10 protein-coding genes are annotated in these 13,349 nt (G+C 38.3%); 6 read left to right on the forward strand and 4 right to left on the reverse strand.

Annotated features, from left to right (window positions below; translation table 11 throughout):
• Positions 1-54 precede the first annotated feature (54 nt).
• The 5 genes from H0185_RS21435 (at position 55) to H0185_RS21455 (ending at position 6,575) form a co-directional block, all read left to right on the forward strand.
• Positions 55-2,259: a transglycosylase domain-containing protein gene (locus H0185_RS21435; protein ID WP_221875538.1), complete on the forward strand. Its 2,205-nt coding sequence runs from the start codon at positions 55-57 to the stop codon at positions 2,257-2,259.
• Between the two features lie 284 nt (positions 2,260-2,543).
• Positions 2,544-2,993: an SRPBCC family protein gene (locus H0185_RS21440; protein WP_221875539.1), complete on the forward strand. Its 450-nt coding sequence runs from the start codon at positions 2,544-2,546 to the stop codon at positions 2,991-2,993.
• A 245-nt stretch (positions 2,994-3,238) separates the two neighbouring features.
• A complete protein-coding gene (locus tag H0185_RS21445) occupies positions 3,239-3,769 on the forward strand; it encodes a hypothetical protein (protein ID WP_221875540.1) in 531 nt (176 codons plus the stop codon).
• Positions 3,770-4,007: 238 nt separating this feature from the next.
• Positions 4,008-5,603, forward strand: a complete 1,596-nt coding sequence (locus H0185_RS21450) for an amidohydrolase (protein ID WP_221875541.1) — start codon at positions 4,008-4,010, stop codon at positions 5,601-5,603.
• A 186-nt stretch (positions 5,604-5,789) separates the two neighbouring features.
• Entirely contained in the window at positions 5,790-6,575 is a 786-nt protein-coding gene (locus H0185_RS21455; protein ID WP_221875542.1) for a hypothetical protein, read from the forward strand.
• Positions 6,576-6,714: 139 nt separating this feature from the next.
• Here the strand turns inward: H0185_RS21455 and H0185_RS21460 are convergent, their stop codons facing one another.
• From H0185_RS21460 to H0185_RS21470, 3 genes are all read right to left on the reverse strand, one after another.
• A complete protein-coding gene (locus tag H0185_RS21460; protein WP_221875543.1) occupies positions 6,715-7,983 on the reverse strand; it encodes an erythromycin esterase family protein in 1,269 nt (422 codons plus the stop codon).
• 21 nt (positions 7,984-8,004) lie between these two features.
• Positions 8,005-8,337, reverse strand: a complete 333-nt coding sequence (locus H0185_RS21465) for a hypothetical protein (protein ID WP_221875589.1) — start codon at positions 8,335-8,337, stop codon at positions 8,005-8,007.
• 583 nt (positions 8,338-8,920) lie between these two features.
• Entirely contained in the window at positions 8,921-10,075 is a 1,155-nt protein-coding gene (locus tag H0185_RS21470) for an ROK family transcriptional regulator (protein WP_221875544.1), read from the reverse strand.
• A gap of 469 nt (positions 10,076-10,544) precedes the next feature.
• Here H0185_RS21470 and H0185_RS21475 point away from each other — a divergent pair, with 469 nt between their 5' ends.
• A complete protein-coding gene (locus tag H0185_RS21475; RefSeq protein WP_221875545.1) occupies positions 10,545-11,975 on the forward strand; it encodes a glycoside-pentoside-hexuronide (GPH):cation symporter in 1,431 nt (476 codons plus the stop codon).
• Between the two features lie 66 nt (positions 11,976-12,041).
• Here the strand turns inward: H0185_RS21475 and H0185_RS21480 are convergent, their stop codons facing one another.
• The gene (locus H0185_RS21480; protein ID WP_221875546.1) at positions 12,042-13,139 is read right to left on the reverse strand and encodes an ABC transporter ATP-binding protein; all 1,098 of its coding nucleotides are present in this window, start codon (positions 13,137-13,139) and stop codon (positions 12,042-12,044) included.
• Positions 13,140-13,349 lie beyond the last annotated feature (210 nt).

Consider the following 13,349-nt stretch of genomic DNA (forward strand, 5'->3'; position numbering starts at 1 on the left):
ACATGTAGATATCGATTGGAATAAGAACAAAGGTAAAGGTAGGAAGACATCATCATGACGAGTACTTATCATACAAGAGAAGAACGTAAGTCTGCCGAAAAAGCCAACAAGCGAAACAGGCGACAGAAAAAGCCAACGAAAACGATAAAAAAGCTATTAATCGGATTCCTAATTTTTTGTTTCATTTGCTTAGCAGTAGTTGGGGTCAGTGTTTATGCCTTCATTCAAGATGCTCCTGAGCTAGATTCAGCCCAATTAGCTGACCCGCTATCATCGAAGTTTTATGATAAAGACGGCCAAATGATCCACGAGTATGGAACGGAACACCGAACAAAAATTTCGTACGACCAAATTCCGAAACAATTGGAGGAAGCTATCCTAGCGACGGAGGATAACCGCTTCTATGAACATCGTGGGATAGATATATTAAGAACAGCTAAGGCAATTTTTGTGAACGTAACCGGAGAATTTGGTAGCCAGGGCGCTAGTACGATTACTCAGCAAGTGATTAAAAATTCATTTCTAACACCAGAAAAAACGATTAAGCGAAAGGTGCAGGAATGGTACCTAGCCTATCAACTGGATCAGCAGTATAGCAAACAAGAGATTCTTGAAATGTATGTCAATAAAATTAATCTTGGGAACCGTTCTTACGGTGTGGCGGCTGCAGCTGAGAATTATTATGGGTTGGATATAAAAAATCTCGACCAATTAACATTGCCCCAAGCAGCAATGCTGGCTGGATTGACGCAGAGTCCGAATAATTATGATCCGACAAAGCCGGAAAACCTTCAGGCAGCAACACATCGACGTAATGTGGTTCTTACATTAATGAATAAACATGGTTATATCTCCAATAGTGAGAGAGATGAAGCTAAACAAGTTCCAGTGACTGAGGGGATTGTTGAAGAAAAAACGAGCAACGGCATGCCATATGAAGCGTTTTTAGACGCTGCGGTAAAGGAAGTAGAAACACAGATAAAAGACGTGGATATTACAAAAGATGGATTGAAAATCTTCCTAACGCTTGACCCTAAGGCTCAACAGGTTGCTGATTCGATTCTAGCAGGGGACCTGGTCGCTTATCCTAATGACCGCTTTCAGACTGCTTTTGCTTTTATGGATTCAAAAACAGGTGAAATACGAGCAATTGGAAGTGGACGAAATGAGTCTAAAACCACGTTCCGTGGCCATAACCTTGTGACTGATTTAAAACGCCAACCTGGCTCAACATTTAAACCAATATTTGACTATGGACCTGCGATTGAATATTTAAATTGGTCTACTTATCATCAAATCGAGGATGCTCCTTACCAGTATTCAACAGGGGATCCAATCCGAAATGCGTATACACATTATCGTGGGATGATGTCCATCCGCGAGGCACTGATTGAGTCAAGAAATATTCCTGCTTTAAAAACACTGGAGAGCGTGGGATTGGATAAGGCACAAGCTTTCTCAGAGAACCTTGGTATTACTTATCCTAATGGAACAGTATACGAGTCCTATTCAATCGGAAGTAATACAGTTTCTCCGATTGAATTAGCAGGAGCTTATGGAGCCTTTGCCAATGAAGGAATCTATAGGAAGCCCCATTTTGTATCGAAAGTCGAATTTCCTGATGGAAAAGTAATCGATTTTCAGCCGAAAGCGGAGCGGGTGATGCAGGACTATACCGCATATATGGTGACAGATATGCTTCGGGGAGTCATCAATGCACCGAATGGAACAGGGAAACTAGCAGCCTTACCGGGAGTTGATCTTGCGGGGAAAACAGGAACTACCAACTTCAACGCAAAGACGCTTAGTAAATATGGCTATCCAGAGGATGCCACAAGTGATAGCTGGTTTGCTGGCTATACCCCCAGCTATACGATGACTGTCTGGACTGGATATGCCCAGAACGGAACCGGAAACTACCTGACAGCAGAGGATTCGAGGATTGCCCATTATATCTTTAAAACAATGATGCAGGCATACGCCGAAGAGAGTGGCCGTTTTGTACAGCCAGAATCTGTAGAAAAAATTCAAAATGAATTATATATAAAAGGAGTTAAACGGGATTATGTGCCCGCACCTCCAATGCCGAAAAAGGAAGAAAAAAAGGATCGAGGAAATCCCGAAAAGAATTGGTTGAAAAAGAAAGAGAACCATGGAAAGGGTAGAGGAAACGGTAAGGAGAACAGAAACGGTAGGGAGAAAGAGAAAGAGAAAGAGAAGGATAAGAAGAAAGATAAAAAGAAGGATAAGGACGATTAATCATAAAAAGTGCGGATTTGATTTGCCTATAAAGCTAGGAACAATAAACCTAGAATTTTTTCAGATGACCTCAAACATTCCATGAGGTCATCTTTTTGTGTCTTTCCTATTAAAGAATCACAGTATTACTGTATGAAGCGAGGGTGAACGATTCAGGGTCAAATAACATAATTAGTCATAGCCAACATGTGTAAACCATAAAGTTAATATTGAGCAAAAAGATTGAAGAATATGAAACACTCATTTTGTGGTAACAACATGTAAATAACCAATGAGGTGAAAAAATGGCGAATGGGAAACATACAATTGAACTTCCAGTTTCAATCGAAAAAATTTGGACGTACATAAGCGATATTGATAACTGGGCTGCTACAGTACCTGGTTATGAAGAACATGAGATTGTGAACGAAAAACAATCGACATGGGCAATTAAAGGGGATATAGGGATATTAAAGAAAACAGCCAAACTGAAGGTTGATATCAAGGAATGGGTTGAACCAAGAAAAGTAGCCTTCCATTTTAGGAGTCTTTCAGAGGATTTTGTTGGGAAAGGGCATTATGAAGCAGATGTGATTGATAACAATCATACACGGATAACAGGTTATCTTGAGATTGAGCCTGTATCCACAAAAGGCCCACTTGCTACCATGCAAAAGACGGTATTAAAAAAATTCGTCCCGAAAACAACAAAGGATATTACAACCGCAGTTGCCAATCAAATCAAAACAGTGTAATAAAAGGTAGTTTTATAACGGAAGAGGCTCCCAATCTATAGATTGAGAGTCTCTTCCTATTTTTATTTGAGTGACTTTATTTCGTTGCCATGATTATACAACTAGTGCCACCAATTCAGTTGTCTTATTGATCAGAGTATGTTTTTCATTCAATTGGGCACCCTATTTAAGGATTGTGCTTAAGGTTGCTACAACCTTTCCTTTAACTTTACCTGTTCAATAAAATAATTTAAGGAGGAAAAGGATTGGGTCGATTTGCTAGAGTATTCATGTTGACTGGAATATTTTTTATTCTTGTAACAATAGTTGGCTGTAATAATAGTGCGGAAAACAATAATATGAGTGGATATAGTACGATTATGGAAACGAACGATAATGACAATGAGGAAATGATGATGGGAAAATACCCATTTCCAAATAAGGTTACTGAAAAAGGGAGCGGTGAAATTACGATTCATACACCAGCTGGCACCTCCGAAGATGGGAAAACGCCAGTGTTTTTTGTGGATGGTGATGATCGTCGGATACAAATTGGCATTGATGCAGAAGATTTCGATGGAAGTAGACAATCATTTGTGTTTGTAGATAAAACGTATGTAAGACCGGAACAGTTTGTTGACCGAAAAGATACATCAATAGGTTTACAAGGTTCTATGCTTAAGCCGGGAATACATACAATCTCTTTTATCCAATTTGAAGAGGATGATCCTATTAATGGGAAGGTAACAAGTTACACTGAGGCAAAATATGCCGTAGAAAGAAAAGATCGCAAGTAACCAATCATAAGGAATGTCAGAGACTCATACAATAAGCTTCAGGCGTGAAATCCCATAGGGCTTCACGCTATTTTTTTATGCTTTTGGGGATCGAATCCTATTGATAGTAAATGCTGTTTTCGAAAAGAATGTTGCTAAAACTTAAAAAGCCAAAGTAATTGTATCCCTGCCCCTGTGCTATCAATCTGGTTGAATGGTAAAATAAAAGCATTAAATAGGCTATTAGGAGAGATTTAGCTTGAGAACAATCTATTCAAATGGAAACTTTTATACATTCAATTCACGTATTCCAAATGTACAGGCCGTTGTCACCGAGAATGGCCGTTTCATTGACATGGGCACAACGGAAGAAATTCTGCTTCAATGGGGTGGCACCTCTTGTGTTATAGATTTAGAAGGGAACACCGTTACACCAGGTTTAATCGATAGTCACCTTCATCTTTCCATTATCGCAGATAGTCTTATCCATTTAGATTTAACGGGTGTCAGCTCCAAACATGAAATGTTAATTAAAATCCAGGAACATACAAAGCTACTAAAACCAGATCAATGGCTATTAGGGATCGGTTGGGATGAAAATTTATTTACTGACGGAAGCATCCCAACGACTTCTGAACTGGATTTTGTAGCCCCAGGGAATCCTTTAATGCTAACAAGGGTTTGTCAACATGCTGCGGTTGTAAATAGCAAGGCTCTTAAAATGAGTCAGTATCATCCAGCCATCACGGTTCCTGAAGGCGGAACAATTGTATTAGATGAGAGAACGAAGCAGCCGACTGGGTTGTTGCTTGAATCTGCAATGACCTTGGTAAAACGGAATATTCCGGCCCACTCTTATGAAACATGGAAAGATGTCATGCGTAAAACTATGCATGTTGCCATGGAAAAGGGCTTAACAAGTGTCCATACGAATGATCCTCTTTACTTGGGAGGATTAGAAAAAACATGGAAGCTATTTGATGAGCTATTAAATGGAGAAAAAATTGGTTTGCGTAGTAATCTCTTAATCAACCATGAGTTTTTACCAGACTTAAAAGAGTTTGGAATGTATACAGGCTACGGGAACGATACGTTGCAAATTGGGGCAGTCAAAATCTTTGCAGATGGAGCTTTCGGAAGAAGGACCGCTCTTTTATCTGAACCCTATCAGGATGATCCTGAGAATTATGGGGATGCGATGTATGATCAGGAACATCTATATGATATTGTCAGACGGTCTCGCAAGTTAGATATGCCCATTGCTGTTCATACGATTGGGGACAAAGCTTTGGAAAATGTTCTTGATGTGTTGGATCAATTTCCGCCAACCACTTATCGTGACAGATTAATTCATGCACAAGTTTTACGGGAAGAACTTATCCCACGTCTTTCTCATCCAAATCGAATCGCGGATATACAACCACGCTTTTTAGCGAGTGATTTCCCGTGGGTCGAGGAACGTTTAGGAAAAGAAAGAATGAAGCTTTCGTATGCCTGGAAATCATTAATCGATGGTGGGGTCATTTGTGCAGGGGGGTCGGATTCCCCGATTGAACCAGTCGATCCACTACTTGGAATTCATGCAGCCGTTACCCGTAAAAAACCAGGAGAAACGCATGATGGCTATTATCCAGAACAAAAGCTCACGATGAAGCAAGCTTTTCGCTTATTTACCGAACTTGGAGCATACCCGACAAATGAGGAAACAATAAAGGGGACAATTACTAGAGGGAAATTAGCGGATATGACGGTTTACTCAGCCAACCCTTTCGAAATGGAAGACCCCGATGAACTATTAACCACGGATATTGAAATGACGATTATTGGAGGAGAAATAAAATATCGAAAAAAATAACTACCATTTGAAAAAATATGATGTTGAGGATGTTAGCAATAATCTTTACGCAAATAGCACTATAAAAATAAGCCATTGGATTCACCGTTTTTTTAGTCTTTTTTATCCATTCCCTTTAATTACTAACTCCTATATGATTAGGATTAACAAATGACGTACTAGCTGAAGAGGGAAGAAGGAGGGACCATGGTGAACACGGATCAGGCCTTTGAATTATTAAAGGACGCAGGAGTTGCAGAAGATGTAGGAATTCTAACCGTTAGACGTTGGCTACTTGAACGTAAGGTGAAATATGCCCCATCCAAGCGTAGAGAATCAGGATACATCCTCGATGATACGGATCAAGCCATTAATCTATTGATGGACGCCGGTGTTGCTTCTAGTACAGGGATGGAAATTGTTAAACGATGGCTCCGTGAAGGAAGGATTCAAAATGTTGGGGAAGGAAAGCAGCTGTCCGAATACATTTCAAGTGAAAAGGATGCTAAGCAATACTCAACGAATCTCTCAAATCAAGAAAGAGTCATTCGCCAATTAAAAGCAAAATTAAAAGCACAAGACGAGCATATAAAGGGTTTAGAAGAGCTCCATGAAAATTCAGTTAATAGACTTCTTCAGCAAAAAGAGCAATACAGAAAAGAAATTGTCCAATTAGAAAATGAAAATCGGGAAATACAGCAAGAAACTAGTGCTTTAATGAAAGAAAACATTGAGTTACGAAAGGAAATATTAAGGTTAAAAGAAGAGCTCTATAAAGGGAATAAAAAAGAGCCTGAGAAGACGCCACAACGACCTATGAAATCACCTAATTATCGACAAAAGTTAGGACTATCAAAAACAGCCAGTCCGAAAGAAGTAGTGGCAAGCTATAAAAAATTACTGAAAATAACCCATCCAGACGCTGGTGGACATGAAGCAGCTTTTCATTATATTAAATCTGATTATGACCAGTTTAGAAGTACATTGAAATAGATAGGATGAATTGTTTTATTTTATGATACATCATACATAAATAACCCGCACGATGAGGGGAATCCTCGTGGCGGGTTTTCCATGTTTGAATGAAGTGCTGTTTTCGTGAAAGTAAGGTTTGAGGAAGGAGCCAAAAGAATTAAAGAAGGACTCTTTCCACTTCTAATGGTTGAAGGGCGTTGGTGTTATTAATGTATATAAATGCATCATACCGTTCGCTCATAATAGATGGAACATAGTTTCCATATTGCTCATACCTAGGATTATAAACAACTCCAATTGCACGGTGACCAATGCTGTCGGTGTAGCTATCATGATTATTTTTATCGAAAATTAAGAGTTTGTCATGCGGACCAGCTTTATGCATCACATCCTCCCAGCTTCCTTCTTGAGCAGGAGGGACAATCATTCGTTCAAAATCTACCCCCCATTCATCTGCCGCAATGACGGTCCCGCGATGGGTACCGAATCCAACGATAAACACCTCATCGTCGGCATTTTGTTCTCGCAAAAGCTGCCCGACATTTACCATCCCTACTTCAGCCATATCAGTTGCACGTGCGTCCCCAACATGGGTATTGTGCTCCCAAACAATCCCTTTCGCCTTTTCTCCATAAAAGGAGCTAATTTTATTCAGGACTTCTACCATATGCCGGTCACGAATATTCCATGATTCTGTATCATCAGTGACCATTGTTCGATAGTAATTTTCAGCATTTGCAGCCACAATTGCATTCACTTCGAGGTTCAATTTGCCTTCTTCATAGTAACTTGTGTATTTTTTCTTTTCTAATGTTATCTCAGTGAGCAGTTTGACTACTTCATCCTTGCAATCCTCAGAGTAAAATGAGCCTGATACACCATAGAGCTGAGGGTCACGGTTAAAGGGTTCAAAACAAGCGAAGGCTTTTTTGGCTGTTTCAAGATCAGGAGAATTGGTTTTCTCCAAATACTTAATGATTTCTTCCATTGATTCCCATAAACTATAAACATCAACCCCGTAAAAGCCCACCTGCTCTTCTTTTGGCCTATCCTGATTATAGGTTTTCATCCATTCAATTAAATCAATTAACTCCTCATTTGCCCACATCCAAGCAGGCCAACGTCCAAAAGCGGTCAGGGCCTCTCGTGCATTCTTATATCGGTTATCATAGCTTTTTATATACCGATTAATATGTTGACAAGCTGGCCAGTCGCCTTCGACAGCGATAAAAGTAAAGCCCTTTTCTTGGATAAGTTGTTTGGAGAGCTTGGCCCGAATTTGATAATATTCGGATGTGCCATGAGAGGATTCTCCCAGTAAAACAAATTTAGCCTCAGCCACTTTTTTCATTAGTGGACTGTAGTCATTGAAATCTTTTAGTGGAATGGCATCCTTTTTTATACTTTCAACTAATTTATGATTCATCTTAACCCCCTCCAATAATGGTTATTGTTTATACACAGCATTGTAGGAATTTTCACCAGCATGTACAGATAAAAGGGTATCTGCATAGCCAACCAGACGATTAACAATTTCATCTGAAAGGGCATAAACTAGACGGTTCAGTTTGTTATTAAAGAGAGCAGGATCGTCGAAGATAATTGTCGTATTGATAAAAATTTCTTTATTGTCAAAGATATTGTATTGAATAATGGCTTTAGCTGCGGCACCGCCAGTTGAAGGGTCTTTGTAGTTGGGTAAAAAGATATACCATTCCTCTGCAGACGGAGACCGGAAATTTTTTGTGTACGTCATTCTTTGTATTTCCACATCAATCATTTTTTTTAATTCATCATCCAATACGTCCACTACATGATCGTCCAAGACAACACACCCTCTTCTTAAATCAATTGACTCTTTCCTCAAACTAGGTTGCTTCTAAAGGAAAAACATTAACCTGAGCTCATTCTTGGTTAGCTACAAAAAAATTACAAATGAGAAAAGAGCTTGCAAACGAGATGAACGCTTAAGAACTGGGGGAGGTCACGCTACCATTAGCTTTAGAGTTTTAGCATCTCGAAAACAACCATTCAAATAAAGTTCCCCATACCATAGTGTTTTCATAAGGAAAGGGTTTTAACCGACAGTAGAGGGGAGATTGTTTGTAAATTAGTGGCTCTCTTTTTCCTTTTAGTGAATGAAGGGCATGTATATAAATACAGAAAAAAGGGATTAAATAAAAAATGAATCGACGAATTGTCGATTCATTCTGTACGTACTTTTTGTTTTCTAATTAGCTAACAAAGGATGAAAAGTAAAATGGTTTTTAATAGAATAGAATTGATAACGCTTGCATTTTCGTTTTAAGGAAAATGTCATTTACCCTTGAATCTACCTATCTGAATGTGCGAAAGAATAAGCCTTAGCGCTGTATTTTCATGGATTTTATACGTAAAAAATTCCGAATGCTTACAGCTGATGCACCCAATAAGGTTGCCTGATCTCCAAGAGTTGAATTCCGCAGTTCAACATCTTCATTAATAAAACTGTTAAGATTGCTATTGATTTTCTCGAGAAAATCAGGAATTTCACGAGTTAACCTACTTTTAAGAAAAATGACGCCCGGACTAAAGGCGGTTGTCACATTATTAATTCCTATCGCTAAGTATTTTGCGGCTCTATCAATTAACTCAGTCACTTTAGGATCCTTTGTCAAATAAGCACTTTTAAGTTGAGCAATGGTTGTTTCGGTGGGTTGGTTTCCTTCAGTAAAGAATTCGAGAATTGACTTTTCAGAACAGTATTGTTCAAGGCAACCACGATTTCCACAGGGACATGGTTTTCCATCAGGAAAGAGAATCTTATGTCCAATTTCACCACTGAAGCCTCTTTCACCAGTATAAAGTTCCCCATCAATAATAATTCCGGCTCCAATCCCAGAGTGGATACTGATGCTAACTAAATTTTTATAGTTTGATGAGTAGGTTTGCTCAGCAATCGCTGAAAGATTTGCTTCGTTTTCGATAAAGATAGGAATTCCGAGACGGTTCCCTAAGACCTCACATATATTTAATTTCGCTAAATCATAGTAAGGAGTAAACACAATTGAATTATCATACACAACACCATGAATGGCAATGGTAATCCCAACAATACCATAGCTTGTTTTGGGGATCATCTGCTGATAATCTATGACAACGTTTTCAATTTTGTCGATAAGCGTTTCTCTATTAATCTTATCTTCTATAATTTGCTCAGTAATAATTTCACCGTCAAGATAGGTAAGCATCGTAGCGATGTAATTATAACCGATGTCAAAGCTTAAGCTAACCCCTGCATGTTTATTCAATTCTAGCATAATTGGTCGTCGGCCACCGGAGGTCGTACTGTCACCAATGCCAATTTCATGGACAAGATTGGTTTCTGTTAGCTTTCTTACAATCTCAGAAACAGACGCTTTGCTTAAATGCGTATTATTCGCAACGGCTGCACGTGAGAGTGGTCCTTGATTCACAATATGTTCGAGAACAATTGTTTCGTTCATCTCACGTATTGCGTATTTATCTACGAATACCATTATGATCCCCCTATTTCTTCCATTGTTATTATTTTAGCACAAAAAAGTGAGTTGTCTATTTTTGTTTTGAAACCGTTGACAAAAAAACAGAACGGGTTTATGATTTTTAATAGTTAGTTCATTGAACGAACTAACAAAGTGTGAAGGAAGGAAATGAATTCTAGCTTCATAGAAGAAACATTGTATTAAGATGGCATACCAATGTGGTTTTGATCGTTTTAAACCATTTTATGTAACCGTTCTTAAATCTTAAGATTTTATGTTTCAATGAAGGATATGATAAAGACAAAACACCCAGTATGCATTTGCATACATAATTTTAATAGATTTATTACTTATATTTGTAAGCAGTTCCAGGGATTTAGAATGATGTTTTTTAAAACTCTATAACGTAACCGCTACAGTATTCAAATTTTGTTTGTGAGGTTACCAAAAAGTTAGTGATAAAAATATAGAAGGTGATGACATTATGGCTCAGGCACAAAAAGTTGAGTTTGGAAGTCCAGAAGTGACGGAAACAAGCGGCAATACAAAAGTAAGTAAATTAGAAAAGGTGGGCTATGCCTCAGGTGATTTAGCATGTAACCTTATCTATGCTACTGTTTCTACATATTTATTATTCTTTTATACCGATGTTTTTGGTATCTCTGCCGCTGCGGCAGGTACAATGTTCTTAGTAGTTAGGGTTTTCGATGCAATTAACGATCCAATCATCGGAAGTCTTGTAGATAGAACAAACACAAAGTATGGAAGATTTAGACCTTACTTGTTATATAGTGCAGTTCCCTTTGCCATTTTAGCAGTTCTTTGTTTTACAACTCCTGACTTCAATGAGTGGGGTAAGTTGGTTTATGCATATGTTACCTATACTTTGTTAACAGTTGTTTATACATTTATTAATATTCCATATGGAGCTCTAACATCTGCGATGACCCGTGACAACGATGAAGTAGTCAGCATTACTTCTATTCGTATGATTTTCGCGAACATCGGTGGATTAATTGTTTCCTTCTTTGTACCTTTCTTATCTTCATACATCGGAGATATGTCAGGCGATACAGCTCTTGGTTGGCAAATAACAATGGGAATTATGGGGGTTGTTGGAACCCTGCTTATCCTTTTCACTTTTAAATCAACAAAAGAACGTGTAAAAGTAGTAGAGGCTGGCGTGAAAATTAAACCAACTGATATTTTTGAACAGTTGCGTGTAAACCGTCCATTAGTTGTTTTAAGTATCTTCTTTATCATTATCTTTGGTGTGAATTCAGTTATTAACTCCGTGGGTATTTATTATGTTACGTACAATATGGATAGTCCTGATCTTGTTAAATGGTATGGCTTGATTGGTACGCTTCCAGCTTTTGTAATCCTGCCATTTATTCCTTGGTTAAATAAAAAGCTAGGAAAGAAAAAATTACTTTATATTTCCTTAGCTGTTACGATCGTTGGATTACTAGGTATCCTTATAACACCACCATCCGTAGTTTGGGCAATCATGATATTCCGTTTGGTTGCGGCTGCAGGAGCTCTAACTGCTGGAGGATACATGTGGGCACTTATCCCCGAGACAATCGAATATGGTGAATACAAGACAGGAAAAAGAATGGGTGGACTTATCTACGCAATCGTTGGTTTCTTCTTTAAATTTGGTATGGCGCTTGGAGGAATCATCCCTGGTTTAGTTCTTACACAATTCGGTTATGTTGCAAACCAAGCTCAAACTCAATCTTCTTTAACGGGTATTTTGCTTACAACAACAGTTGTACCAATTGTCTTACTTGTGTTGGCGATGATTGACATTAAGTTCTATAACCTTGATGACAAAACGTATGCAAAGGTTATTAGAGAATTAGAGAATCGTCAAAAAGTTAATGAACAAATATCAAATGGACAACTCTAAAATAGTAAAAAAACAGGCTATCAACATATGATAGCCTGTTTTTTGTTTGGCAGGAAAGCACATATTTTAGCGTATTCTTACCTCAGTGTCATGAACAAAGAAATGTGCTTTATTCATATCTAAGGCTAAAGCCAAACTCTGTCCGGCTTTAATATCTGTTCTTGAGTCAATTCGTGCAATCATATTTTGCTCATTAATGGTAGTATAAAGAATCGTTTCAGCCCCCATTAATTCTACAACATCGATTTTCGTCGTGAAGGTTGAACCTGGTGACATTTCAAGAAACAAAGGTTCATCATGTATATCTTCCGGACGGATTCCAAGGGTAATGGGCTTGTTGATGTAGCCTTTCTCACGTAAAAGCTTTAATTTGCCTTCTGGAACTTCGAATGAAAAATTTCCAGTTACAAACTTATTTTCCTTCAGTTCCCCATTAAAGAAGTTCATCGCAGGGGAACCAATAAATCCACCAACGAAAACATTTTCTGGTTTATCGTAAATCTCTTTCGGTGCCCCAATTTGTTGAATAATCCCATCTTTCATCACAACGATACGAGTAGCCATTGTCATTGCTTCTGTTTGGTCATGGGTAACATATATGGTTGTCGTGTTTAAGCGTTGATGAAGTTTAATAATTTCAGAGCGCATTTGAACACGTAGTTTTGCATCAAGGTTAGATAATGGCTCATCCATTAAAAAGACCTTTGCATCACGAACAATTGCCCGACCTAGAGCAACACGCTGGCGTTGCCCACCAGATAGTGCTTTCGGCTTTCGATCTAAGTACTGTTCAAGTCCTAAAATCTTTGCCGCTTCCCTCACCCGTCGATCAATTTCTTGTTTATCCATTTTTCTCAGCTTTAATCCAAAAGCCATATTATCATAGACCTTCATATGAGGATACAAGGCATAGTTTTGAAAAACCATGGCAATATCGCGATCTTTTGGAGGAACATCGTTTACCAGTCGATCATCGATATAGAATTCCCCTTTTGAGATATCTTCTAATCCTGCGATCATACGAAGAGTGGTGGATTTCCCACAACCAGATGGTCCTACAAATACAATAAACTCTCGGTCTTTGATATCTAAATTAAAATCAGTTACTGCCGTAACGTCCCCATCATAAATTTTATAAATATGTTCTAGTCGAAGTTCCGCCATTTATTTTTATTCCCTCCTATATGTATTGAACTCTATCTATCATTGCTTATAAGTACAAACCTAACTGTAGTATAGGAAATGATTAACAGACCTATGCATTGGATCACTATTTAACCTAGGCGAAATTGGGTACGTATAAGGCAACTTCGATTGGCGGAATGGTCAGATAAATTTTAAAGAATAAATTAACTCTCAAGCAACACACTAGAA

It is taken from the genome of Mesobacillus maritimus, assembly GCF_019749255.1.
GTDB classification, from domain to species: Bacteria; Bacillota; Bacilli; order Bacillales; family Cytobacillaceae; genus Mesobacillus_B; species Mesobacillus_B maritimus_A.